The 24317-nt window shown below is 72.7% G+C and carries 26 protein-coding genes; 19 read left to right on the top strand and 7 right to left on the bottom strand.

The features are described 5' to 3' along the window. Positions 1–58: 58 nt before the first annotated feature. Positions 59–1288 carry a GNAT family N-acetyltransferase gene (locus tag KME79_RS27730; RefSeq protein ID WP_219547061.1) on the top strand — a complete coding sequence of 410 codons (1230 nt, stop codon included), beginning with the start codon at positions 59–61 and terminating at the stop codon, positions 1286–1288. A 14-nt stretch (positions 1289–1302) separates the two neighbouring features. Further along, entirely contained in the window at positions 1303–1449 is a 147-nt protein-coding gene (locus tag KME79_RS27725; RefSeq protein ID WP_187281010.1) for a hypothetical protein, read from the top strand. On the opposite strand, the gene KME79_RS27720 is transcribed toward KME79_RS27725, so the two are convergent. After that, positions 1446–1916 (bottom strand): ribose-5-phosphate isomerase, encoded by a 471-nt coding sequence (locus KME79_RS27720; protein ID WP_148029941.1) that lies wholly within the window; start codon positions 1914–1916, stop codon positions 1446–1448. The two genes, KME79_RS27725 and KME79_RS27720, sit on opposite strands and share 4 nt — an antisense overlap. A 105-nt stretch (positions 1917–2021) precedes the next feature. Between KME79_RS27720 and def the strand changes: the two genes are divergently transcribed. Together def and KME79_RS27710 are read left to right on the top strand one after the other, a co-directional pair. Further along, a complete protein-coding gene (gene def / locus KME79_RS27715; protein ID WP_219547059.1) occupies positions 2022–2507 on the top strand; it encodes a peptide deformylase in 486 nt (161 codons plus the stop codon). Positions 2508–2516: 9 nt separating this feature from the next. Further along, positions 2517–3245 (top strand): SDR family oxidoreductase, encoded by a 729-nt coding sequence (locus KME79_RS27710; RefSeq protein WP_246640528.1) that lies wholly within the window; start codon positions 2517–2519, stop codon positions 3243–3245. 3 nt (positions 3246–3248) lie between these two features. On the opposite strand, the gene KME79_RS27705 is transcribed toward KME79_RS27710, so the two are convergent. Together KME79_RS27705 and KME79_RS27700 are read right to left on the bottom strand one after the other, a co-directional pair. Then, positions 3249–4652, bottom strand: coding sequence for an aldehyde dehydrogenase family protein (locus KME79_RS27705; protein WP_219547056.1), 1404 nt, complete (start codon positions 4650–4652; stop codon positions 3249–3251). A gap of 107 nt (positions 4653–4759) precedes the next feature. After that, positions 4760–5380: a mycothiol-dependent nitroreductase Rv2466c family protein gene (locus tag KME79_RS27700; RefSeq protein ID WP_219547055.1), complete on the bottom strand. Its 621-nt coding sequence runs from the start codon at positions 5378–5380 to the stop codon at positions 4760–4762. A gap of 81 nt (positions 5381–5461) precedes the next feature. On the opposite strand from KME79_RS27700, the gene pepN reads away from it, so the two are divergent. From pepN to KME79_RS27675, 5 genes are all read left to right on the top strand, one after another. Then, positions 5462–7990 (top strand): aminopeptidase N, encoded by a 2529-nt coding sequence (gene pepN, locus KME79_RS27695; RefSeq protein WP_219547053.1) that lies wholly within the window; start codon positions 5462–5464, stop codon positions 7988–7990. A gap of 251 nt (positions 7991–8241) precedes the next feature. Then, on the top strand, positions 8242–9465 hold the full coding sequence (locus tag KME79_RS27690) for an ROK family transcriptional regulator (RefSeq protein WP_219547051.1): 1224 nt from the start codon (positions 8242–8244) through the stop codon (positions 9463–9465). 213 nt (positions 9466–9678) lie between these two features. Next, positions 9679–10833, top strand: coding sequence for a TIM-barrel domain-containing protein (locus tag KME79_RS27685; protein WP_219547049.1), 1155 nt, complete (start codon positions 9679–9681; stop codon positions 10831–10833). 54 nt (positions 10834–10887) lie between these two features. Then, positions 10888–12180 carry a serine/threonine-protein kinase gene (locus KME79_RS27680; RefSeq protein WP_219547047.1) on the top strand — a complete coding sequence of 431 codons (1293 nt, stop codon included), beginning with the start codon at positions 10888–10890 and terminating at the stop codon, positions 12178–12180. Between the two features lie 73 nt (positions 12181–12253). Next, positions 12254–13117, top strand: a complete 864-nt coding sequence (locus KME79_RS27675) for a hypothetical protein (RefSeq protein WP_148029929.1) — start codon at positions 12254–12256, stop codon at positions 13115–13117. On the opposite strand, the gene rarD is transcribed toward KME79_RS27675, so the two are convergent. Then, the gene (gene rarD, locus KME79_RS27670; protein WP_219547044.1) at positions 13011–13973 is read right to left on the bottom strand and encodes an EamA family transporter RarD; all 963 of its coding nucleotides are present in this window, start codon (positions 13971–13973) and stop codon (positions 13011–13013) included. The two genes, KME79_RS27675 and rarD, sit on opposite strands and share 107 nt — an antisense overlap. A gap of 69 nt (positions 13974–14042) precedes the next feature. Here rarD and KME79_RS27665 point away from each other — a divergent pair, with 69 nt between their 5' ends. After that, positions 14043–14990, top strand: a complete 948-nt coding sequence (locus KME79_RS27665; protein ID WP_219547042.1) for a hypothetical protein — start codon at positions 14043–14045, stop codon at positions 14988–14990. On the opposite strand, the gene KME79_RS27660 is transcribed toward KME79_RS27665, so the two are convergent. Together KME79_RS27660 and KME79_RS27655 are read right to left on the bottom strand one after the other, a co-directional pair. Beyond that, positions 14987–15349, bottom strand: a complete 363-nt coding sequence (locus KME79_RS27660) for a DUF5130 family protein (RefSeq protein ID WP_187281009.1) — start codon at positions 15347–15349, stop codon at positions 14987–14989. The two genes, KME79_RS27665 and KME79_RS27660, sit on opposite strands and share 4 nt — an antisense overlap. Before the next feature lie 5 nt (positions 15350–15354). Continuing rightward, positions 15355–15645 (bottom strand): hypothetical protein, encoded by a 291-nt coding sequence (locus tag KME79_RS27655; protein WP_219547040.1) that lies wholly within the window; start codon positions 15643–15645, stop codon positions 15355–15357. A 257-nt stretch (positions 15646–15902) separates the two neighbouring features. On the opposite strand from KME79_RS27655, the gene KME79_RS27650 reads away from it, so the two are divergent. The 5 genes from KME79_RS27650 (at position 15903) to KME79_RS45355 (ending at position 19304) form a co-directional block, all read left to right on the top strand. Beyond that, positions 15903–16724, top strand: a complete 822-nt coding sequence (locus KME79_RS27650) for a nuclease-related domain-containing protein (protein ID WP_148029924.1) — start codon at positions 15903–15905, stop codon at positions 16722–16724. A 187-nt stretch (positions 16725–16911) separates the two neighbouring features. After that, positions 16912–17880, top strand: a complete 969-nt coding sequence (locus KME79_RS27645) for a TIGR03885 family FMN-dependent LLM class oxidoreductase (protein ID WP_219547038.1) — start codon at positions 16912–16914, stop codon at positions 17878–17880. After that, entirely contained in the window at positions 17877–19037 is a 1161-nt protein-coding gene (locus KME79_RS45365) for a glycoside hydrolase family 15 protein (RefSeq protein WP_308249073.1), read from the top strand. The genes KME79_RS27645 and KME79_RS45365 overlap by 4 nt, the downstream gene beginning before the upstream one ends. Then, positions 18946–19212 carry a hypothetical protein gene (locus KME79_RS45360; RefSeq protein WP_308249076.1) on the top strand — a complete coding sequence of 89 codons (267 nt, stop codon included), beginning with the start codon at positions 18946–18948 and terminating at the stop codon, positions 19210–19212. The genes KME79_RS45365 and KME79_RS45360 overlap by 92 nt, the downstream gene beginning before the upstream one ends. After that, positions 19152–19304 carry a hypothetical protein gene (locus tag KME79_RS45355; RefSeq protein ID WP_246640527.1) on the top strand — a complete coding sequence of 51 codons (153 nt, stop codon included), beginning with the start codon at positions 19152–19154 and terminating at the stop codon, positions 19302–19304. The genes KME79_RS45360 and KME79_RS45355 overlap by 61 nt, the downstream gene beginning before the upstream one ends. Here the strand turns inward: KME79_RS45355 and KME79_RS27635 are convergent. Then, positions 19283–19972, bottom strand: a complete 690-nt coding sequence (locus KME79_RS27635) for a TetR/AcrR family transcriptional regulator (protein ID WP_148029921.1) — start codon at positions 19970–19972, stop codon at positions 19283–19285. The genes KME79_RS45355 and KME79_RS27635 overlap by 22 nt on opposite strands. A gap of 61 nt (positions 19973–20033) precedes the next feature. On the opposite strand from KME79_RS27635, the gene KME79_RS27630 reads away from it, so the two are divergent. The 4 genes from KME79_RS27630 to KME79_RS27615 all read left to right on the top strand — a co-directional run bounded on the left by KME79_RS27630 (position 20034) and on the right by KME79_RS27615 (position 24180). Further along, entirely contained in the window at positions 20034–20843 is an 810-nt protein-coding gene (locus KME79_RS27630; protein ID WP_219547036.1) for a thioesterase family protein, read from the top strand. Positions 20844–20928: 85 nt separating this feature from the next. Further along, positions 20929–22767: a dihydroxy-acid dehydratase gene (ilvD, locus tag KME79_RS27625; RefSeq protein WP_219547034.1), complete on the top strand. Its 1839-nt coding sequence runs from the start codon at positions 20929–20931 to the stop codon at positions 22765–22767. Between the two features lie 79 nt (positions 22768–22846). Then, on the top strand, positions 22847–23341 hold the full coding sequence (locus KME79_RS27620; protein WP_148029918.1) for a helix-turn-helix transcriptional regulator: 495 nt from the start codon (positions 22847–22849) through the stop codon (positions 23339–23341). Between the two features lie 260 nt (positions 23342–23601). Beyond that, a complete protein-coding gene (locus KME79_RS27615; RefSeq protein WP_219547032.1) occupies positions 23602–24180 on the top strand; it encodes a glycosyltransferase family 2 protein in 579 nt (192 codons plus the stop codon). Positions 24181–24317 lie beyond the last annotated feature (137 nt).

Below are 24317 nucleotides of genomic sequence, written 5' to 3'. Positions count from 1 at the left end.
GATCGTTTACCAGGGATATTCGGTGGCCCCGGCGAGGGCTCGCTCGTACCGTGGACGGATGACGTATCCGATCCGTCCGATCGCCGAGAGCGAATGGCCGGCGTTCGCCGGCGTGCTCTCCGAGGGCTTCAACTGGACACCGCATCCGCGGCAGACCGAGCGGTGGAAGGCGCAGACGGAGTTCGACCGCACGCTCGCCGTCTTCGACGGTGACACGATGGTGGCCTCCACGTCGGTGCACAGCTTCACCATGACGGTGCCGGGCGGGCGGCTGCCCGTCGCGGGCGTGACGGCCGTCGCCGTGCTCTCCTCGCATCGCCGCCGCGGCATCCTGTCGTCGCTGATGCGCAGGCAGCTCGCCGACGTGCGCGAGCGCGGGGAGCCGGTGGCGGCGCTGTACGCGTCCGAGGCGCCGATCTACGGGCGGTTCGGTTACGGGCGCGCGGCGGGGCAGATGTCGTTCACGATCGCCAGGCACGGCGCGGCGTTCGTCCCCGGCGCCCCGGTGGACGCGTCGCTGCGGCTGCGGGTGGTCAGGCCGGCCGAGGTCCGCGGCGAGTACGAGCGGCTGTTCGGCTCCGTCGCCGGCTCGCGGCCCGGCCTGTACGACCGGAACGCGGCGTTCTGGGACGCCGTCCTGGCCGACGAGGAGTTCGACCAGAACGGCGCGGGCCCGCTGCGGTCGCTGCTGGCCGAGGACGACGACGGGGTGCGCGGTTACGCGCTGTTCCGGATCAAGAGCGGCTGGGACGGCGACGGCATGCCCGACGGCGAGGTGCGGCTGCAGGAGCTGTTCGCCGCCGATCCGGCCGCGTACGCGCTGCTGTGGCGCGGGGTGCTCGACCGTGACCTGGTGACGCGGATCGTGGCCCACGCCAGGCCGGTGGACGACCCGCTGTTCGCGCTGATGGCCAACCCCCGCCAGCTCCGCCCCAGCTGGTCGGACGAGCTGTGGGTACGCCTCGTGGAGGTCGACAGGGCGCTGGAGTCGCGCGCCTACGCGGCGCCGGTGGACCTGGTGCTGGAGGTCGCCGACGAGGTGTGCCCGTGGAACGCGGGCCGCCGGCGCCTGCGCGCCGACACCACGGGGGCGGAGTGCAAGCGGGTGGACGAGGAGCCGGACGTCACGCTGGACGTGGCGGCGCTGGGCTCGGCCTACCTCGGCGACGGCGATCTGGGCGCGCTGCACGCGGCCGGGATGCTGGGCGAGCGGACGCCCGGCGCGGTGCGGGCGCTGGCCACGGCCATGGCCTGGCAGCCGAAGCCGTTCGCCGGTCTCGTCTTCTGACGTACAGTCGCCGTATGGCCCTGCAGAGCTTGCAGATCACCGCGATCACGGCGATGCGCGCGCGTGACGTGTCGCGCCCGTCGAAGGAACAGCAGGAGACCGCCGACCGGCGGCCCCTGCGTGACGAGACGCCCAGGCGCGAGGGCAAACGGCGGGGTTAGCCCGGGAGCGAGGGCAGCTGCCCTATGGTCTCGTAGGCCTCGACCTGGGCGATGCGGCGGCTGTGGCGCTCGCTGCCGGAGAACGCGGTGGTGAGGAAGACCTCGACGAACCTCGTCGCGTCCTCGGTGGAGTGCATGCGCGCGCCGATGGAGACGACGTTGGCGTTGTTGTGCTCGCGGGCCAGGGAGGCGGTCTCCTCGCTCCAGGCCAGCGCGGCCCGGATGCCGCGCACCTTGTTGGCGGCCATCTGCTCGCCGTTGCCGGAGCCGCCGATGACCACGCCGAGGCTGCCGGGGTCACCCGCGACGCCCTCGGCGGCGCGCAGGCAGAAGACGGGATAGTCGTCCTCGGCGTCGTAGACGAAGGGACCGCAGTCGGTCACCTCGTGACCGTGGTCCTTCAGCCACGACGCCAGGTGGTTCTTCAGCTCATAGCCGGCATGGTCGGCACCGATGTAGACACGCACCTCACCAGTCTTCCACAGCGGGGCAGAGGCGGCTCCGACCGCGGCCCCGATCGCTAGAGTAAGGAACTCCTTTGGCCACTGGTCCTTACTGAGAGGGGAGCCCCCATGCGCGAGATCCGCGTGCTCGGCGATCCGGTCCTGCGCACGCCCGCCGAGCCCGTCGGGAGCTTCGACCGCGAGCTGCGCCGGCTGGTCGACGAGATGTTCGAGGCGATGTACGCGGTCGGCGGGGTGGGCCTGGCGGGCCCGCAGATCGGGGTCGCGCGGCGGCTGTTCGTCTACGACATCAGCGGGCGCAAGGGCCACGTGGTCAACCCGGTGCTGACCGTCGACGACCCCGCGGAGGTCGTCGACGAGGAGGGCTGCCTGTCGGTGCCCGACCGGCGGACGAAGCTGCCGGCCTACGCGCCGGTGGCCCGCGCCGCGGGGGTGACGGTCGCGGGCGTCGACCGGCTGGAGCGGCCCGTACGGATCAGCGCGCGCGGCTCGCTGGCCCGCTGCTTCCAGCACGAGACCGACCACCTCGACGGCCGGCTGTTCGTGGACCGGCTGCCGAAGAACGACGCGCGCGAGATCATGCTCCGAACCTAGGGTGGGCGCATGACTGTGCTTTCCGGAAAGGGCGCTCTGGTGACCGGGGGCTCGCGCGGCATCGGCAGAGCCGTGGTGGAGCGGCTGACGTCCGACGGGGCCGAGGTGGTCTTCAGCTACCGGCAGGACGCGGCGGCCGCCGAGCGGGTCGCCAAGGAGACGGGCGCCCTCGCCGTGCGCTGCGACCAGGGCAGCGAGGACGACCTCGCCCGGCTGCTCGCCACGGCCGAGGACCGGCTGCCGGGCGTCGACATCCTGGTCAACAACGCCGCCGAGACCGGGCCGGCGCTGATCGCCGACGTGACGCCGGAGCTGTACGAGCGGATGTTCGCGGTCAACACCCGGGCCGTCTTCCTGGCCGTCCAGTGGGCGGGCAGGGTGATGCGCGACGGCGGCCGGATCATCAACGTCTCGACGCTCAACACCGAGGTCCCCGCGCCCGCCATCGCGCTCTACGCCGCCACCAAGGCCGCCGTGGAGCAGTTCGCCAAGGTGGCGGCGCGGGAGCTGGGCGGGCGCGGCATCACGGCCAACAACGTGCTACCGGGCGCGACCGACACCGACATGCTGCGCGCCGCCAACCCGCCGGAGGCGCTGGAGCAGGCACCGCAGTTCACCGCGCTGCGTCGGCTGGGCACGCCCGGCGACGTGGCGGCCGTGGTGGCGTTCCTGGCCGGCCCCGACGGGCGATGGATCACCGGGCAGAGCATCCGGGCCACCGGCGGGATGATGCTGTAGCGGCTAGAGCTGCAGCGCCTTGATCTCGAAGAACTCCTCCAGCCCGTACTCCCCCAGCTCGCGGCCGATGCCGGAGCGCTTGTAGCCGCCGAAGGGCGCCATCGGGTTGAAGTTGCCGCCGTTGACGGCGACCTGCCCGGTGCGCAGCCTGCGCGCCACCGCGACGGCGCGCTCCTCGGTGGCCGCCCACACCGCGCCCGCGAGCCCGTACGGGGTGCCGTTGGCGATCTCGACGGCCTGGTCCTCGGTGGTGTAGGGGATGATCGACAGCACCGGGCCGAAGATCTCCTCCTGCTCGATCACCATGCCGGGCTCGACCCCGGCGAACACGGTCGGCTCGACGTAGTAGCCGCGCGGCAGCGGCCGGTCGGTGCCGCCGGCCACGAGCCTGGCGCCCTCCTCCTGGCCGCGGTTGATGTAGCGGACCACCCGGTCGCGCTGCGCCGCCGACACCAGCGGGCCCACTCTGGTCGTCTCGTCGAACGGGTCACCGACGGTGTACTTGGCGGTCGCCTCGACGGCCAGGCGGACGGCCTCGTCGTAGCGGTCGCGGTGCACGATCATGCGGGTCAGCGCCGAGCAGGTCTGGCCGGCGTTGATGAAGCAGTTGGCGACGCCCACCTTGACGGCCGCGCCGAGGTCGGCGTCGGGCAGGATGACGTTCGCGGACTTGCCGCCGAGCTCCAGCGCGACCCGCTTGACGCCGTCGGAGGCCAGGGCGGCGACCCGCCGCCCGGCGACGGTGGAGCCGGTGAAGGAGACCAGGTCGACGTCGGGGTGGCCGGCCATGGCCTCGCCGACGACCGGGCCGCGCCCGCTGACCAGGTTGAACACCCCGGCGGGCAGGCCCACCTCGTGGAAGATCTCGGCCAGCGCGTACGCGGCCAGCGGCGCCACCTCGCTGGGCTTGAGCACGACCGTGCAGCCGGCGGCGAGCGCGGGGGCCACCTTGGCGACGATCTGGTGCAGCGGGTAGTTCCACGGCGTGATCGCGGCCACCACGCCCACCGGCTCCTTGACCACCAGCGAGTTGCCCACGCGGGTCTCGAGCGGATGGCTGTCGGCCAGCTGGGCGTAGGAGGCCAGCACCCCGGCGGGCATGAGCGTCTGCACCTTCAGCGCGAACCCGAGCGGCGAGCCCATGTCGGTGGCGATCGTCCTGGCCACCTCGTCGGCCCGCTGCTTCAGCAGCTCGGCGGCGGCGGCCAGCAGCTTGCCCCGCTCGGCGGGCGGCGTGGCCGACCAGCCGGGGAAGGCACGCCGCGCGGCCGCCACCGCGGCCTGGACGTCGGCCGGCGCACCCGCCGGCACCCGGTCGATGATCTCCTCGGTGGCCGGATTGACGACATCGATGGCCTCTCCCGAGGCGGAGGCGGCCCACGAACCGCCGATGTATAGCTGACGCATGACTTCATCCTGGCGTGCCGCGGGTCACATTGCGAGACCGCGGCTCACCACGGAGTGAGCTGTATCAACCTGCTTGTCACGTTCTCCTACCGAGTGGAGTCGAAAAATCAGTCGAAGCGGGGCTCGCTCGTACGGGAGCGCTTGAGCTCGAAGAACTCGTCGAAGCCGGTGACGAGCAGGACGCCGTCCCACATGCGTCCGGCGTCCTCGCCGCGCGGGATGGAGGTGATGACGGGGCCGAAGAACGCGTTGTCGCCGACGCGGATGACGGGCGTACCGACCTCCTGGCCGACGAGGCCGATGCCCTCGTCGTGGGAGCGGCGCACGGCCTCGTCGTGTTCGGTGGAGTCCATGGCGTCGGCGAGGGCGGTGTCGAGGCCGGCGGCGGCGAGAGCGTCCTGGACCGTGTCGCGCAGGTCGCCGAGGCGCCTGATCGCGCGCTGGTTGTGGAAGCGGGTGCCGAGCTCGGTGTAGAGGGGGCCGACGACGTGGTCGCCGTACTTGGCGGCGGCCGCGGCCACCACCCGGACCGGGCCGATGGCGCGGACGATCTGCTCGCGGTAGGCCTCGGGGACGTCCTTGCCCTCGTTGAGCACGTTGAGGCTCATGATGTGCCAGCGCGGCTCGATGGGGCGAACCGTCTCCACTTCGAGAAGCCATCGTGACGTCACCCAGGCGAACGGGCAGAAAGGATCGAACCACAAATCCACAGGAGTCTTCTCGCTCATGTGGGCCATAACCTGGGGAGGCTCGAATCCTATTCCAGGGATCCGGCTGACCCCGACGAAGTGGTTGAAAAGGAGCGCAACTTGGCAGGCAACCTGACCCGGGACGAGGCACGCGAGCGGGCCCGCCTGTTGAAGGTCGAATCTTACGCGGTGGCGCTCGACCTGACAGCGGGCGAGGAGCGCTTCGACAGCGTGACCACGGTGCGTTTCGCCTGTACCAGGCCGGGCGCCGACACGTTCATCGACCTGCACGGCGCGCGCGTGCGCAAGGTGACGCTCAACGGCGCGGACCTCGACGTGTCCGCCTACGACGCCGACCAGGGCCGCTTCCCGCTGCCCTCGCTGGCCGAGTCCAACGAGCTGGTCGTCGACGCCGACTGCGTCTACATGCGCACCGGCGAGGGCCTGCACCGTTTCGTCGACCCGGTCGACCAGAAGGTCTACCTGCACAGCCAGTTCGAGACGGCCGACGCCCACCGCATGTACGCCTGCTTCGACCAGCCGGACCTCAAGGCGGCCTTCCAGCTGACGGTGCTCGCGCCGGGCGACTGGGAGGTGGTCTCCAACGCGGCGGCCTCCGCCGTGGACGAGCAGGGCGCTGCCAAGCGGTGGACGTTCCCGCCCACAGCGGTGATGTCCACCTACATCACCGCCCTGGTGGCCGGGCCGTACCACAAGGTGACGTCCGAGCACGACGGCATCCCGCTGGGCGTCTACTGCCGGGCCTCCCTGGCCGAGCACCTCGACGCGGACAACATCCTGGAGGTCACCCGCCAGGGGTTCGACTTCTTCCACAAGGTGTTCGGGGTCCGCTACCCGTTCGGCAAGTACGACCAGCTGTTCGTGCCGGAGTTCAACGCGGGCGCGATGGAGAACGCGGGCTGCGTGACGTTCCTGGAGGACTACGTCTTCCGCTCCCGGGTCACCGACGCGGTGGTGGAGCGGCGCGCCGAGACGATCCTGCACGAGATGGCCCACATGTGGTTCGGCGACCTGGTCACCATGCGCTGGTGGGACGACCTGTGGCTGAACGAGTCGTTCGCCACCTACATGTCCGTGCTCGCCCAGGCCGAGGCCACCCGGTGGGGCAAGGGCGCGTGGACCACGTTCGCGAACGTCGAGAAGGCCTGGGCCTACCGGCAGGACCAGCTCCCGTCCACCCACCCGATCGCCGCCGACATCCCCGACATGCAGGCGGTCGAGGTCAACTTCGACGGCATCACGTACGCCAAGGGCGCCTCGGTGCTCAAGCAGCTCGTCGCCTACGTCGGGCTGGACAACTTCCTGGCGGGCGTGCGCGACTACTTCAACGAGCACGCCTGGGGCAACACCGAGCTGAAGGACCTGCTCACCGCCCTGGAGCGGACCTCTGGGCGTGACCTGTCCGCGTGGTCGAAGGAGTGGCTGGAGACCGCCTGGGTCAACACGCTGCGGCCGTCGTTCGAGGTGGCCGACGGCAGGTTCACCCGGTTCGAGGTGCTCCAGGAGGCGCCGGCCGACTACCCGACGCTGCGCTCCCACCGGGTCGCGATCGGCCTCTATTCGCTGGCCGGCGGCGAGCTGACCCGGACCAAGCGGGTCGAGCTGGACGTGGTGGGCCCCCGCACCGTCGTGGCCGAGCTGGCCGGCGAGGAGCAGCCCGACCTCGTGCTGATCAACGACGACGATCTCACGTACGCGAAGATCCGGCTGGACGAGCGGTCGCTGCGCACGCTCGTCGACGGCGGCATCGCGACGTTCACCGAGTCGCTGCCGCGGGCGCTGTGCTGGTCGGCGGCGTGGGACATGACGCGCGACGGCGAGATGTCCACCCGCGACTACGTCAAGCTGGTGGCCTCCGGCGTGGGCACGGTCAAGGACCTGACCGTGCTCCAGACCGTGCTGCGGCAGGCGCGGCAGGCCGTCCAGCAGTACGCCGACCCGGCGTGGCGGCCCGAGGGGATGGCGCTGCTGGCCCGCGAGCTGCGCGCGCTGCTGGCGGCGGCCGAGCCCGGCTCCGACCACCAGCTCGCCTACCTGCAGGCGTTCGCGCCCGTCGCGACCTCGGCCGAGGACCTGGCCGTGCTGCGGGCCATCCTCGACGGCACCGACGTGCCCGACGGGCTGAGCGTCGACGCCGACCTGCGCTGGACCCTCACCTCCGCGCTGGTCAGCGGCGGCGAGCTGGGCCCGGACGACATCGAGGCCGAGCTGCGGCGCGACCCGACGGCCACCGGCGAGCGGTCGGCGGCGCTGTGCCGGGCCGTCGTCCCCACGGCCGAGGCCAAGGCCGCGGCGTGGGAGCGGATCGTCGGCGGCGAGCTGCCCAACCACATCGCCCGCACCACGATCACCGGGTTCCAGGACCCGCACCACCCCGAGCTCCTGGCGCCCTACCGGGAGAAGTACTTCGCCGAGGTGGGGCGGATCTACCGGGAGTGGACGTTCGACCAGGCCTCCACGTTCGCGGTCGGGTGCTTCCCGTCGCTGCTGATCGAGGAGGAGACGGTCCGGGCGGCGCAGGCGTACCTGGACGCGGAGCGGCCGCCGCAGGCGCTGCGCCGGCTCATCCTGGAGGGCGCCGACGGCGTGAGCCGCGCGCTGCGCAACCGCGCGCGCGACGCGGCCTAGCGACCCTCCGTAACGGCCCTCTCCCCCACCGGGAGGGGCCGTTACACGTGCGCCCAGCCCCTCCCGGGGAGGGGCTGGGGCTCACATGCCCCGCCCCTTTCCTCCTGGAAGAAGGGCTGGGCGACCGCCCCTCACACATCCCGCCCCTCTCCCTGATGGAGAGGGGCTTTTCGTGTTTCCGGGGGTTGACAGGGGTGTTGCGTGGGGCTCATATTTTCAGGACTAACTTTATTGCTGAAGAAAGTGCGCTCATGGCCGGTAGCGACCGCGGAGATCTCACCCGTACGGCGATCCTCTCCCTGCTCGGCACGGTGGGGCCGCTCAGCCGCAGCGAGATCGCCCGCGAGCTGGACGTCAGCCCGGCGACCGTCACGCAGCTGACCCGCGAGCTGATGGGGCACGGCATGGTCGAGGAGCTCGACCTCAAGCCGTCGCGCGGCGGACGGCCCGCCCAGCGGCTGGGGCTCGTCGGCGGCGCCTGGCACGCGCTGGGCGTGAAGGTGACCGCCGACCACCTCGTGCTGGTGGACGTGCGGCTGGACGGCGAGGTGCTCGGGTCGTGGGTGCGGCCGTTCGACCCGGGCGCGGCCGACGCGCCCGGCGACCTGGCGGACGCCATCGAGTCGGTGCTGTCGGCGATCATCGACGGGCCGCCGCTGCTCGGGGTGGGCGTCGGGGTGCCCGGCGGGGTGGACGACCAGGGCGTGGGCACGGTCAACGCGCCCACGCTGGGATGGCAGGCCATGCCCGTCGGTGAGCGGCTGCGGCGGCGGCTCAACCTGCCGGTGCTGGTGGAGAACGACGTGAACGCGCTGGCGGCGGCCCAGCGGCTGTACGGCAGGGGGCGTACGCACCGGGACTTCCTCGTCCTGACCATCGGGCGCGGGGTCGGCGCGGCGATCGTGGCCGACGGGCGGGTGTACCGGGGGGCGCGCGGCGGCGCGGGCGAGTTCGGCCACCTGTGCGTGGACCCGCGGGGGCCGGCGTGCGGGTGCGGGGCCCGCGGGTGCCTGGAGGCGTTCGTGGGGTCCGCGGGGCTGCTGGCGGCGGCCCGCGCCCGGTCGGGTGACGCGCCGGCCCCGGACGGCGTGGCGGATCCGCTGGGGGCCGTGGCCGCGCTGGGGCGGGCGGCCGTGGGCGGTGACCCGGTGGCGTGCGAGGTGTTCGCCGAGGCCGGGGAGATCCTGGGACGGGCCACCGCCGGGCTGGTCAACGTGGTGGATCCGGAGGTCGTGGTGGTGCTCGGCGAGGGCACCGCCGACTGGCCGTTCTGGCAGGTGGGGTTCGACCGGGCGCTGCGGGCCCAGCTCTACCCGGGGCGGCGCGACATCTCGGTCGAGGTCGAGAGCTGGGACGAGACGAGCTGGGCGCAGGGGGCGGCGGCGCTGGTGCTGGCCACCCCGTTCGACGCGGCGGGGGCGGCCGGTGAGCAGGGCCGCCTGGTCCGCGCCCGCCTGATCGGGACGACACCGTGACCGCAAGGTCCCCCGCCACGGGCGTGACGCTGACGGCGAGCCCGCCGGAGGTGGAGACACGGCGGGAGCTCGGCGCGGTGGTGATCGAGGCGTGGAGCGACGAGACCACGTTCACCGCCTTCCGAGGGGCGGAGTACGAACCGTCCGAGGAGCCGCACCGGCTGGCCGACTACACCTTCCCGGCGGACGGCCCGTGGCCGGACCCCAAGGGGCATGGTGGACGAGCTGCACCAGCGCGGGATCAAGGTGCTGCTCTGGCAGATCCCGCTGCAGAAGACGCGCCCGCACCCGGGGCACCAGGCCGCCGTGGACGCCCGTCAGCTCGTGGAGCGCGGCTACGGGGTCAAGGAGGCCGACGGCCGGCCGTACCGGAACCGGGGCTGGTGGTTCCCGCTGGCGCTGATGCCGGACCTGTCGTCGCGTGAGGTGCGCGACTGGTGGACGGCCAAGCGCGCCTACCTGGTGGCGGAGGTCGGCGTCGACGGGTTCAAGACCGACGGCGGCGAGCACGCGTGGGGCCACGACCTGCGCTACGCCGACGGCCGCGGGGGCGCGGACGGCAACAACCTGTTCCCCGTCCACTACGCGCGCGCGTTCGGTGACCTGCTGCGGCGGCGCGGGAAGGCGCCGGTGACGTTCAGCCTGGCCGGGTTCGCGGGTTCGCAGCCGCACGGCGCCTGCTGGGCGGGGGACGAGGACTCGACCTGGGAGGCGTTCCGGGCCTCGATCAGGGCCGGGATCACCGCCTCGGCCTGCGGGGTCGTGTACTGGGGGTGGGATCTGGCGGGGTTCTCCGGTGACGTGCCGGGCGCGGAGCTGTATCTGCGGGCGGCGGGCGCGGCCGCGTTCATGCCGATCATGCAGTACCACTCCGAGTTCAACCACCACCGCGAGCCGCTCCGGGACCGCACGCCGTGGAACGTCGCGGAGCGGACCGGCGACGAGCGGGTGGTCCCGGTCTTCAGGCGGCTCGCCGAGCTGCGCGAACGGCTGGTGCCCTACCTGGCGGAGCAGGCCGGGCGGGCGCTGGACGGGCCGCCGCTGATGCGCGGGCTGTTCTTCGACCACCCGGACGACCCGGCCGTCTGGCGGTATCCGCTGCAGTTCAAGCTGGGCGACGCGCTGCTGGTCGCCCCGGTGACCGATCCCGATGTCCCGGAGATGCCGGTCTACCTGCCCGGGGGCGACTGGGTGGACGTCTGGACCGGCCGCCCGCTGCGCGGCGGCCGCGAGGTCGTGCTGCCCGCCCCGCTCGACCGCCCCCCGGTGGTCTGCGGCGGCGCACTGGCCCGGTCTGTCCCCCGTTTTCACGACCTGAGCCGACGACCCGTGGCAGGACCGCTCCTGCCTCGGGAAACGGTGGTGTGACGACCGGATCGTTCCGAGCGCGGGCACCTCTGAGCCGGTGTTAGCGTGGATGGCGTGCTGGGTGCCGGAACCACGCTGAACGACCGCTACCTGCTGACCGAGCGGGTCGGCGGTGGCGGCATGGGCGAGGTGTGGCGTGCCACCGACACGGTGCTCGGCCGCACGGTCGCCGTCAAGGTGCTCATGCCCGCGCTGAGCGAGGACGCCGCCTTCCTCCAGCGGTTCCAGAACGAAGCCAGGGCCATGGCCACGCTGCGCCATCCGGGCGTGGTCGACGTCTACGACTACGGGAGCTGCGAGATCGGCGGCCGCCAGGTGACGTTCCTGGTGATGGAGTTCGTCGAGGGCGAGTCGCTCGACAAGCACCTGCGCCGGGCCGCGCTCGACCCGGTGGCCACCATGCGGCTGGTCGCCGAGGTGGCCGACGCGCTGGCCGCGGCCCACGCGCAGGGCATCGTGCACCGCGACGTCAAGCCCGCCAACCTCGTCGTGCGGGCCGGCGGCTCGGTGGCGCTGACCGACTTCGGCATCGCCCACTCGGCGTCGGCCGCCCAGCTCACCGCCACCGGGTCGATGCTCTGCTCGGCCGGCTACTGCGCGCCCGAGATGGCGACCTCCAGCGAGATCACCCCGGCGGTCGACGTCTACGCGCTCGGCGTGGTGGCCTACGAGTGCCTGACGGGCCGGCTGCCCTACGAGGGCGACACCCCGGTCCAGATCATCTACAAACACCTGCACGCGCCCGTCCCGCCGCTGCCGCCCGAGGTGCCGCGCGGGCCGCGCGAGGTGGTGGCCAGGGCGCTGGAGAAGGCGCCCGACCGGCGCTACGCCTCCGCCGAGGACATGGCGCGGGCCGCCCGCACGGCCATGACCTCCCCGGGCGCCGCGCCCGCGCCCCGGCGCAGGCGCGCGGTGTCCGCCATGCTCGCGACGGTGCTCGCGATGCTGGTCACCGCGGGCGTCGCGGCCATGGTGTGGATGCGCCCGGCCGAGACCGCCCAGCAGAACCCCGTCCTCCCGCCCGCGAGCTCGTCCGAGCCGCACACCTCGGCGACGGCGACCGGGCGGCCGACCGAGGCGGGCAATCAGGCGTCCGACGGCAGGCCGACGCGGGTCCCGCCGCCGGCCGTCACCGGCAGGCCCAGCCCGACCGGCACCCCCACGGTGTCCCCCTCCCCGACGGACCCGCCGACGACCCCCTCCCCCGACCCGACCACCGAGCCGGAGCCCGACCCCACCGGCGAGCCGACCGACGAGCCGTCCGAGCCCGACCCGCACGAGCCGACCCAGGAGCCCACGGCCAAGCCGACCGGCGACATCCAGTGCGTCACGACACCCTGTCCTTGACGGTCCGGGTGACAGCGGTCAAGATCGGCTATCGTCGCGTCTGACCACCGTCGCTCACCCCCTGGAGCCCTTGGTGAAGAGGCCCGCCAAGCAGAAGTCGGTCATCGTCGATCCGGTCCTGATCATCGGCACGGTCCTCTCGGTCCTGCTGGCCGTGATCTTCTACGTGCGTGAGGACACCGCGCAGGCCCTCGGCACCGTGGCCGGCCTCCTCGGCGGCGTCATCACCCTCCAGGTCCAGACGCTGCTGCGGGAGCGGCGCCGGGTCGACCACGAGACCCGGGTCGGCGCCCTGGTGTCCACGATCGAGAAGATCCCCTGGCTGCCCGACCTCATGGAGCCGATGCTGCGCGCCGCCAAGCACGTCGAGCTCCAGTACAAGGGCACGCCCGCCGACGACGCCTGCCGCGACGCCTTCGAGGAGTGCCTGCGCACGCTCGCCGACCTGGAGCGCGGCCACTTCCGCGCCCCTTATGGCGACAACGGGGTGTTCCTGCGGCTGATCCGGCAGGCGAAGCGGCAGATCTGCGTCACCAGCGTGCCCTCCGTCGACCTGGAGTGGTGGCTGGAGCCGGTCGGCCGCGAATACTGGCGGGCGCAGGCCGACGCGCTGGCCAGGGGCGTGGTGATCAGGCGGGTGTTCATCTACCGCGAGTGGAGCGACGCCCTCGACGCGCTGGCCCGCGAGCAGGCCGAGGCGGGCGTGAAGGTGCGGCGCATCCACGCCGACCGGCTGTCGCCGGCGTTGCGGGTGATCAGCGGCCTGTGGGACGACGCCTGCGGCCACGAGCTGAGCTACACGGCCGGGGGCGAGGCGGTGTACGACACGTTCACCGTGTCTCCTCCTGATCTCGAACGGCTGATGCGGCAGTTCGAGATGATCGAGCGGATCGCGGTGGAACTCGACGATCCGCGCTCTCCCGAGCCCGTCGCCTGAGGCCGTCGGCCGCCAGCAGCGCGAGCGCCGCCCACAGCACCGCGAACGCGAGCCACCGGGTGGCCGGCATCGGCTCGCGGAAGACCAGCAGCCCGACGAGGAACTGCACGATCGGCTCGATGTACTGCAGCATGCCGGTCACGCTCAGCGGGATCTTGGTGGCCGCGGCGCTGAACAACAGCATCGGCACGATCATCACGAACCCCGACCCGACGCCCAGCAGCGTGTTGGCGGCCGACACGTGCCCGAACGTCGCCTGCCCGCTCGCCTGCAGCACCACCGTGTACGCCAGCGCGAACGGGAACAGCACGGCGGTCTCCACCATCAGCCCCTCCACGGCGCCGACGGCCACCCTCTTCTTGATCAGCCCGTAGGTGCCGAACGTCACGGCCAGGCCCAGCGCGATCCACGGCGGCCCCCCGTACTCGATCGTGAGCACCACCACGGTGACGGCCGCGAGGCCGATCGCCGCCCACTGGGCGGGACGCAGCCGCTCCCTGAACAGCGCCACCCCGAAGGCGATGCTGACCAGAGGGGTGATGAAGTAGCCGAGCGAGGCGTCGACGACGTGGCCGTTCATGGTCGCCCAGATGAACAGCGCCCAGTTGACCGAGGTCAGCACGCTGGCGACGCTGAGCAGGGCCACGTCGCGGGGCCGGCGCAGGATCGCCGCCACCTTGCGGCGCCTGCCGAGGGCCAGCACCAGCAGGCCGATCGCGACCGGCGACCACAGCACCCGCAGCGCCAGGATCTCCACCGGCCCGGTGGGCTCCACCAGCGGCCAGTAGAGGGCGGACAGCCCCCACAGCACGTACGCCGCCGCGCCCAGCAGGACCCCGCGCCGCGCGACAGACATCGCCCCACCCTAACCCGGGGATTCCTCGCCGAGGGACCCGCCGGTGTCCGGTCTGAGTAGGGTGATCCGGTGGAGACGACTCGTGATCTTTTCGTGGCGCTGGCGCGCCGCTACGCGTTCGCCGACCTCGGGGCGCTGTCGCCCGACCCTCGGATCGCGGAGGCCTGCGAGTTCGGGCAGCGGTTGCTGTCGCTCGACGCCGAGGACTTCGCCGTCGACACCAAGGCGGTGCCCTCGTCGCTCAGGCGGCAGGCCCGGGCGTGCCACATGCCGCAGACCCCGCGCGAGCAGCCGCGCGGCGCGCTGGAGTCGCTGCGCCCCGCCTACGGCCTGCTGCTGGAGGTCATCGCGATCCGCTGGCACCGCCGCGAGCTGAGCCCGATGATCGCCGCGGTGCACATCGCCGCCGAATACCTGCCGCTGCTGGCGTTCGAGCCGCACCTGGGCCACGCGGGCGACCCCGCCCGCTGGCCGGAGGGCCTGAGCGCGACCGGCAGCCGGTTCGGCGTGATCGGCGATCGCGAGTGCGACCACACCAAGGCGGAGCAGTCGGCCACCAACCGGACGCTGCGGGTGGCGGGAGAGCCGTCCGAGGGCTGGCGCGCGTACTTCGACCGGCAGCACAGCCAGGTGGCGGGCGCGCTCGCGGTGTGCGTGGCCACCTGCCGCAACCCCTGCACGGCGATGGATTGGATCGCTCCCGAGCCGCGCGCCGGCCTCCAGGAGCGCGCCCGCGTCGCGCTCGCGTTCGCGGAGACCCCGCTGGTACGCCTGCGCCACGCGGCGCCGGTGGGCCACGGCTTCGGCGTGCCGTCGCCGGAGGAGGTGCTCGACGCGTGGGAGCGCAGCCGGAGCACGCTCGGCAAGAGCCCGGTGGGCGCGGCCGCGGCCCGCGACGACGGTTTCCCGCTGCCGGGCCTGCCGTCGTTCTTCGCCGCCGTCGCCGCGGCGCCGATCGAGCCGTCCACGCTGCTCAGGGGCGTGAGCGAGCACATCGCCGCGCTGATCGACGGCTAGCGGCGGGCGCCGGCCTGCTCGGCCAGGGCGCCGATCCCGTACAGCAGGCCGCCCACCAGGTCGCCCGCGCTGAACGCGGTGGCCATGGACATCGCCGTCAGCCGGCACGACGCGTCGGAGAGCCGGCGCCTGGCGTTCTCGCCGGTGACGATCTCCAGGGCGCGGCCCCGTACGTCGACCATGATCACGACGGCGTCGTCCGCCTCCTCGTCGAGCGCGGCGTGCAGCCGCTCGGCGAAGTGGCGCCGGCCGCCGACGGGCGAGCCGAGGAAGAGCGCGAAGCGCAGGGCGCAGCGCCGCTCCGCGGCCCGCAGGGCCTGCCGGACGTCGTCGGCCTGGGCCGCGGAGAGAGTTCGCATCCCGATCACCATCCCGCCGACGCGCCACCGACCCGCATGCCGGGCTCGGCGGTCTCCGCCGCCGCGACCCAGTCGGCCTCTCCCGGCGGCGCCCACTGCGGCGGCCGGTCGACCAGCACGAGCCCCGACGTGCTCACGCCGCGGTCGCCGCGGCCGGGTCCGCCGATCCACACCGGCCCGGCCTCCGCCTTGCGCGCGGCACCGCGCCCCGGTATCAGCACGAGCAGGCTGATCAGCACGAACAGTCCCAGCGACACCCCGATGAGGAAGAGCAGGATCTCCAGCGCGCTGTTCACATCACGAACGTAATCCCGGTCCGCCGGTCCGGCCAGACCCAGGTACGAGAGTCTCGACAGGAGATGCCAAAGACCCGGTCAACATGATCGCCACACCCTCCGGCAGGGCTAGGATCGCCTCGGGCTCTCCCTACCTCTCTAGAGAGGAACGTAATAAGTACCCGGAAACCGGGCGTAGGACACGGTGAGCCGGGCCATAAAACTATGGACAAGGCAGCACTAGGAATGCATCAGAACCCCGGGCTACGGTGAATCACGTGGACTCCGACCCTCAGCGTGAAGACGGTCACAACACGTCCCCGATCTGGGTGAGCGACAGACCGGAAAACGAGCAGACCGCCAAACCTGCGGCGCCCACCACCACCTATGCGCCGGTCGAGCGGGCCTCCATGCGCGAGCTGCTCCAGCAGCCTCGCTTCCGCCGCATGCGCAACCGCGCGCTGCTGGCCCTCGCCGTCGGCGTCGCCGTGGGTCTCCTGGTCATGGACTGGCGGGTGGGCGTGACCGCGGGCGTGCTCGCCGCCATCGGCGAGGCGATCTACCGCGCGCGTTCCAACTCGACGGTGCCGGCCTGGCGGCGCTCCTCGGTGGCCGAGCGCCGCACCGAGGCGCAGCTGCGCCAGCTTGAGCGCCGCGGCTACCGCACCCTCCACGCCCGCGCCATCCCCGGCACCGAAGCGCAGATCGACCACCTGGTCGTCGGGCCGACGGGCGTGTACGCGGTCGACTCGGAGAAGTGGGACAAGCGGCTTCCCGTACGGGTGCAGATGGGCAAGAAGCTCTTCCACGGCCCCTTCGACAAGAAGGACCGCCTCGTCGAGGCCAGGGGCGAGGCGACCCGGGCCGCCGAGCTGATCAGCAAGGCCTACGGCCACCAGGTGTCGGTGGTGCCGTCGCTGGCGATCTACGGCCCGCCGGTGCCCTGGAAGATCATGACGATCAAGGGCGTGGACGTCTACGAGGGCGTCCGGGCCCGCCGGTGGATCACCAAGCGGGAGCGCGCGCTCACCGACACGGAGATCGACAAGATCTACGAGATCGCGGCCCAGGTGCTGCCCCCGCGCTACGGCGAGGGCTGACGGGCAGGCGGAGAGGCCTCACGGGCATACCCGCGCCTCTCCGCGGCGGCCTTCCTTCTCGCGGATACGTCTCCGTACGCGTCGCGCCCACATAAGCGGGCCCCGGCGGGGAAGCGGAAACCGGAACACCGGGGCGGCGCGTGCCGCCCCTGATGACCGTCCGGACCCGCAGAAGGAGTTTCTCCCCATGGCCAGACTCGGTTTCCACGCCTCGCACGAACAGCTCGCGCCGAGCGCCCTGCTGGAGGCAGTGCGCCGGGCCGAGGAGGCGGGTTTCACCACCGCGATGTGCTCCGACCACTTCGCGCCCTGGAGCCACGCCCAGGGCCACTCCGGCTACGCCTGGTCCTGGCTGGGAGCCGCGCTGGCCGGCACCGGCCTGCCGTTCGGCGTCGTCACCGCGCCCGGTCAGCGTTACCACCCCGCGGTGGCCGCGCAGAAGGCCGCCACGCTCTGCGAGATGTTCCCCGGCCGGTTCTGGATGGCGCTGGGCAGCGGCCAGGCGCTCAACGAGCACATCACCGGCGACAGGTGGCCGGCCAAGCCGGAGCGCAAGGCGCGGCTGCGGGAGTGCGTCGACGTCATGCGGGCGCTGTTCGCCGGGGAGTGCGTGTCGCACCGCGGGCTCGTCACGGTGGACCGCGCCCAGCTCTACACCCTGCCCCAGACCCCGCCCCCGCTGATCGGCGCCGCCGTCAGCGCCGAGACCGCCCGATGGGCCGGCTCGTGGGCCGACGGGCTCATCACCGTCAACCAGGACGTGCCGCAGCTGCGCCGGGTCGTCGAGGCGTTCCGCGAGGGAGGCGGCGCGGGCAAGCCGGTCTACCTGCAGGTCCACCTGTCGTGGGCCGAGGACGAGCAGACCGCGCTGCGGATCGCGCACGAGCAGTGGCGTACGGGCGTGCTCGGCGGCGACGTGCCCTGGAACCTGTCGACACCGGAGGAGTACGAGCAGGCCTCCGCCACCGTCAGGCCCGACGACGTGCGGCGGGCCGTGCTGGTCTCCGCCGACCTCGAACGCCATGCCGGCTGGCTCGCCGAGTACGCCGACCTCGGCTTCGACACGCTCTTCCTGCACCACGTGGGCCAGGAGCAGCGCGGTTTCATCGACGCCTTCGGCCAGAAGGTGCTGCCGCAGCTGCGGGAACCGGCTTGAGCGCACGCTTCCCGCCGATCGACGGATACGCGTTCCTGTCGGACACCCACACCGCCGCGCTGGTCGCCCCGGACGGGGCGGTCGAGTGGTTCCGCGTGCCGGCCTTCGCCGGCGAGAGCGTGTTCGCGCGCCTGCTCGACCGCGACCGCGGCGGCGCCCTCGGCATCGAGGTGGCGGGCGCGGGAGCGCCGGAGCGCCGCTATCTCGGCGACACCCTGGTGCTGGAGAGCGTCCACCGCACCGGCGACGCGGCCGTGACGGTGACGGACTTCCTGGCCGTCGCCGGCGACGGCGACCCGGCCGGCCCGCTCGCCGCCCGGCACCTGCTCGTCCGCGTGGTGCGGGCGGCCGGCGGGACCGCCGACGTCCGGATCGGGATCGAGCCCGGCCCGGCTACGCGCGGGAGACGGCCCGGTGGCGGCCGGACGGCGACGGGACGTGGGTGCACGAGGAGCCCCGGCTGTGGGCCGCCGCCGACCGGCCGCTGCTCCGCTCCGGCTCCGTCCTCGGGATCGAGACGTCGCTGGGACCCGGTGAGGGGTTCGCCGTCGTGCTGGGGTACGCGGACGCGCCACGGCGTGCCGTCGGCGTCCGCAGGGCCGACGCACTGCTGCGCGCGACCCGTACCGCGTGGGTCGAGCCGGGGCGACGACATCGGGACCGGGCGGGCGCACGTCCGGCGCAGCGCGCTGGTGCTGCGCGGGCTGATGTACGAGGAGTCGGGGGCGCTGGTGGCGGCGCCCACCACCTCGCCGCCGGAGACCATCGGCGGCGAGCGCAACTGGGACTACCGCTACACCTGGCACCGCGACGCGGCGCTGACGGTACTCGCCCTGTTCCGGCTCGGCCACGCCGACGAGGGCGTGCGCTACATGCGCTTCCTGCTGCACGAATGCGTGAGCGGCTCGGGCCGGCTGCGTCCATGGCCGGCATCAGGGGCGAGCAGGAGGGGGCGGAGGTCGTCCTCGACCATCTGGAGGGGTACGCGGGCTCGCGGCCCTGCTGCGCCGGTACGTCGACCCGGTGAGCACGCTCTGGCGGGAGCCGGATCACGGTGTCTGGGAGATCCGCGGCCCGCTCCGCCACTACGTCGGCTCCACGGTGATGACGTGGGTGTACCTGGACCGGGGCGTGCGGCTGGCCGGGCTGCTCGGTGACGAGAGCGCGCCGGCGCACCGCTGGCGGCGGGCCGCCGACGAGGTGCGCGCGCAGGTGCTCGACCGCGTGATCGAGGAGCTCTGCGGGGGCCGCTCGGCCTGTTCTCGGAGGAGATGGCGCCCGACGGCACGGCGCTGGGCAACTACCCGCAGGCCTTCACCCATCTGGGGCTGATCGAGGCGGCGGCCAACCTGGACATGGCCGGCTCCAGGGAGGCCCTGCACCGGTGGGCGACCGGCAGGAGTCAGGGCCGCTCAGGGAGCTGACCACCGAGGCGGGCCTCGAAGGCGTCCAGCGCGGCGGCGAGCTCCCGGCTGGGCGGCAGGGCGCCCGCCATGCGCGGGCCGAGCGCGGCGCCGAACCCGCTGATCCGGACGATCAGGTCGATCATCGCGTCCCGGTCCGGCCAGGGGAACGACGGCTGCGCGATGAGCAGCGCGGCGCAGCCGTGCGCCGCCGACCACAGGGCCAGGGCGAGCCGCTCGGGCTCGCCGCGCATCACCCCCGCCTCGACGCACGCGCGCACGGCGTCCACCATGTAGCCGAAGCACGCCTGCGCGGCGGGCGGCACCCCCTCGCCCGCCGAGGGGGTCATCATCAGCACCCGGTACTGCACCGGGTGGTCCAGCGCGAAACGGATGTAGGCCCGGCCGCACCGGCCCAGCCGCAGGAACGGGTCGGGGTCCCGGCACTCGGCCACGAGCCTGCCGAGCTCGTCCCACACCCGCAGGCACACCGCCTCCAGCAGCTCCTCCTTGTCGGCGAAGTGCAGGTAGACCGAGGGCGTGGAGACTCCCGCGCGGGCGGCGACCGCGCGGACGGTGAGCGCCTCCTCGGTGCCGGTCTCGTCCAGCAGCTCCTCGGCCGCGCGCAGGAGCTCCTCGCGCAGCAGCGCGCCGTCGCCGCGCCGGGCGCGGACCCGTTTCTCCGTCACCTCCCTAGGTTGACGCCGTTAGGTTAACGATGTCAATCTGATCCTCTGCGAAGGGGAGCACATGACGCGATTCGACGAGGCGACGGCGGTCAAGACCACCGGCCAGGGCACGTACGAGGCCAGGCTGGACGCGACGTGGAGCGTCGGCGACAAGCTGCACGGCGGCTACCTGATGGCGGTGCTGGCCAGGGCGGCGCTCGAAAGCGCGGCGGGCCCCGGGCACCCGCACGTGACCGCCGTGAGCGCGTCGTTCGCCGAGCCGCCGGAGCCCGGGCCGGCCGAGGTCCTGGTCGAGGTGCTGCGCGCCGGGAGGACCGTGACCCAGGTCAGGGCGGAGCTCGCGCAGCAGGGCAGGCCGCGGGTGGCCGCGCTGGTGACGCTCGGCCTGCTGGACGACGCCGATCCGCGCTGGACGTCGGCGCCGGCGGTCGAGATGCCCCCGGAGGAGTCCTGCTTCCTGGCGCCGAGAGAGGTGCCGGGCAACGCCTTCCCGGTGCCGCTCATGGACGTGCTGGAGCTGCGGCTCCACCCCGAGCAGGTGGGTTTCGTGTTCGGCGAGCCGTCCCTGCGCGGGCGGCTCGACACCTGGCAGCGGCTCAAGGACGGCGCCGCGTGGGACCCGCTCAGCCTGCTGCTGGCCCTCGACCCGGTGCCCCCGGCCTCCTACGACCTGGGCCTGCCGGGCTGGGCGCCGACGATCCAGCTCACCGCGCACGTGCTGCGCCTGCCGGCCCCCGGCCCGGTCAAGGTGCGCCTGTCGGTCACCGAGGTGGGCGGCGGGAGGATGGACGAGACGGCCATGGTGTGGGACTCGCGGGACCGCCTGGTGGCGCAGGCGACCCAGCTCGCCGCGATCCGCGTCCCCGCCTGACGCCGTATCGGGTCGTGGACATCCGTCTCAGTTACCGGGCGGCTGGCCGTACCATGGATGGACGCTCGACGATGGGAGAAGCTCCATGCCCGCCCTCAGGTCTCGTACCGTCACCCACGGCAGGAACATGGTCGGTGCCCGGGCCCTGCTCCGGGCGACCGGCGTAGCCGGGAGCGACTTCGGCAAGCCGATCATCGCGGTGGCCAACAGCTTCACCCAGTTCGTGCCCGGCCACGTCCACCTGCGCGACGTCGGCGACGTGGTGTCCGGGGCGATCCGCGAGGCGGGTGCCATCCCCCGCGAGTTCAACACGATCGCGGTCGACGACGGCATCGCCATGGGCCACGGCGGCATGCTCTACTCGCTGCCGTCGCGCGAGCTCATCGCCGACGCCGTCGAGTACATGGTCAACGCCCACTGCGCCGACGCGATGATCTGCGTCTCCAACTGCGACAAGATCACGCCGGGCATGCTGCTGGCCGCGTTCCGGCTCAACATCCCGACGGTCTTCGTCTCCGGCGGTCCGATGGAGGCCGGCAAGACGCCCGGCCGCAAGCTCGACCTCATCGACCCGATGATCGCCTCCGCCGACGACTCCGTCACCGACGCCGAGCTGCTGGAGATGGAGGAGAGCGCCTGCCCGACCTGCGGCTCGTGCTCCGGCATGTTCACCGCCAACTCCATGAACTGCCTGGCCGAGGCCATCGGCCTGGCGCTGCCCGGCAACGGCACGATCCTGGCCACCCACAAGGCGCGCAAGGACCTCTTCGAGGAGGCCGGCCGCACGCTCGTCGAGATCACCCGGCGCTACTACGAGGAGGGCGACGAGTCGGTGCTGCCGCGCTCGATCGCCACCCGCGAGGCGTTCGAGAACGCGATGACGCTCGACGTCGCCATGGGCGGATCCACCAACACGATCCTCCACATCCTGGCCGCGGCCCGCGAGGCCGAGGTCGACTTCGGGCTCAAGGAGATCAACGAGATCTCCCTGCGGGTGCCGTGCCTGTGCAAGGTCGCCCCGGCGACCAGCAAGTACCACGTCGAGGACGTCCACCGGGCCGGCGGCATCCCCGCCATCCTGGGCGAGCTCGACCGGGCCGGGCTGCTCCACCGCGACGTCCCGACGGTCAACGGCGGCACGCTCGGCGACCTGCTCGCCGCCTGGGACCCGATGTCGCCCTCGGTCAAGCCCGAGGCGACGGAGCTGTGGCACGCCGCGCCCGGCAACGTCCGCACCGTCAAGCCCTATTCGCAGGACAACCGGTGGGACTCCCTCGACCTCGACCGCGCCGACGGGTGCGTGCGCGACCTCGAACACGCCTACACCGCCGACGGCGGCCTCGCCGTGCTCTACGGCAACATCTCCCGCGACGGCGCCGTGGTGAAGACCGCCGGCGTCGACGAGTCGATCTGGAAGTTCACCGGGCCGGCCGTCGTGTTCGAGTCGCAGGAGCAGGCGGTCGAGGGCATCCTCAACGACCGGGTCAAGGAGGGCGACGTGGTGATCGTCCGCTACGAAGGCCCCAAGGGCGGCCCCGGCATGCAGGAGATGCTCTACCCGACCTCGTTCCTCAAGGGCAAGGGCCTGGGCAAGGCGTGCGCGCTGATCACCGACGGCCGCTTCTCCGGCGGCACGTCCGGGCTGTCGATCGGCCACGCCTCCCCCGAGGCGGCCGAGGGCGGCACGATCGCGCTCGTCGAGGACGGCGACCTCGTCGAGATCGACATCCCCGCCCGCAAGCTGGAGCTGCACGTCCCCGAGGCCGAGCTGGCGGCCCGCCGCGAGCGGCTGCTGGCCGAGCTGGGCGGGTTCCGGCCGCGCGACCGCGACCGGCCGGTGAGCGCGGCGCTGCAGGCGTACGCGGCCATGACGACCTCGGCCTCCACCGGCGCCTCGCGCGACCTGTCGCAGCTGTCCAAGTGACCCTGTACGGCAGGCGACACTCCTGTCGCCTGCCGTACACACTTTCGAAAATGTCAGTGACTTTACCTATGCTTGGGGTATGGCTGAAGTCGTGAAGCCCCAGACGCAACCGCTGACGACCGCCGAGATCGCCGCCCTCGCTCTGTCCCTGGCTCACCTGGGGTCGGGCCCGCAAGCCGTCACCGCCCGGCGCGGCCTGCAGCACGCCCTCGATCATCTCGACCTCGACGACGACGTCATCGCCGCCACCCTCGACACCCTCGTCGAGCCGCTGCCCGCCGAGGTGGCCGCGCGGGCCCGGCTCATCGCCGACGCCATCACCGGCCGCATGATGGTCCGCCTCCACTACCGCGACGCCGCCGGCACCGTCACCAGCCGCGAGGTCGAGCCGGTGACCTGCCTGGTCCACCGCGACTTCTGGTATCTCGTGGGAGTGTGCCGGATGCGCCGCGCGATCCGCGCCTTCCGCTTCGACCGCATCCTCGCCGTCGAGCCCACCCTCACCCCGTCCCGCCCCCACCTGGCCGACCGCTTCCTGCCGTTCCAGCGCCGCAAGCGCACCAGGGCCGCCTGACCTCCCCCCGGGCGGCGTGCCCATCCCACCAGGCACGCCGCCCACCCTTGGGGATGTTCGCGGGGCCCGGTCTTCTACAGAATCACGGTGTCGATCCCCCTCCGGCCTCGGCGAAGCTGGTTAGGGTGCTTCTCGATCAAGTGGCGATGCTTGTTCACGCTCAGCACCGGGATATCGTGCGCTCTCCATCAGTTGTCTCGCCTGCTGTCACCGCTTCCGACACACCCTGCCCTCGAAGATCCCAGACCGGCCCGCCGCGTATGGAAGGGGTCCGTGAGCGGCTGCGCAGCCTGGACCCCGGCATCCAGCACGGCATCCGGCGGGTGGCGACGCTGGTGCTGCTGTTCCCGCTGCTCCTGCTTCTCGGCCGCGCCATCCCGTCACTGCGCCGCGGTCGCGACACAGACCTGTTCGTCCCGCTGCCGGCTCAGCCCACCGTCAGTTTCCTGGTCGCGGTGCGCAACGAGGAGTCGGGCATCGAGGCGTGCGTGCAATCCATGGTGGCGGGAGACGCCGAGGGTGTGCAGGTCATCGTGGTGGACGACGCCTCCAACGACGGCACGCCGGACGTCCTGCGGGATCTCGCCCGCCGGTTGCCTATCGAGGTCCTCTTCCTGGAGGAGGACGTAGGCAAGAAACGGGCGCTCGTCCGCGGCATGGAACGTGCCACCGGCGACGTGGTCGCCTTCACCGACTCCGACTGCGTGCTGGCCGCGGACGCCCTGTCCCGCTGCGTCCCGGCGCTCGTCCGGCACCCTGAACTGGGCGCGGTCAGTGGGCACACGCGCGCGCTCAACGCCGATCAGAGCATGCTCTCGCGTGCGCAGGACGTGTGGTAAGAGGGCCAGTGCCGGGTGATCAAGGCGGCCGAGTCGGTCTTCGGCGCGGTCGTCTGCGTCTCCGGGCCGCTGGCGGTCTTCCGCCGGGACGCGATCTACAACTACCTTCCCGCCTGGGCCGAGGACCGTTTCCTCGG

Origin of the sequence: Nonomuraea harbinensis, assembly GCF_019396385.1 — a bacterium.
GTDB lineage: Bacteria > Actinomycetota > Actinomycetes > Streptosporangiales > Streptosporangiaceae > Nonomuraea > Nonomuraea ferruginea.
The sequence above is the reverse complement of the archived record's forward strand: the minus strand, read 5'-3'. Positions and strand labels throughout refer to the sequence as shown.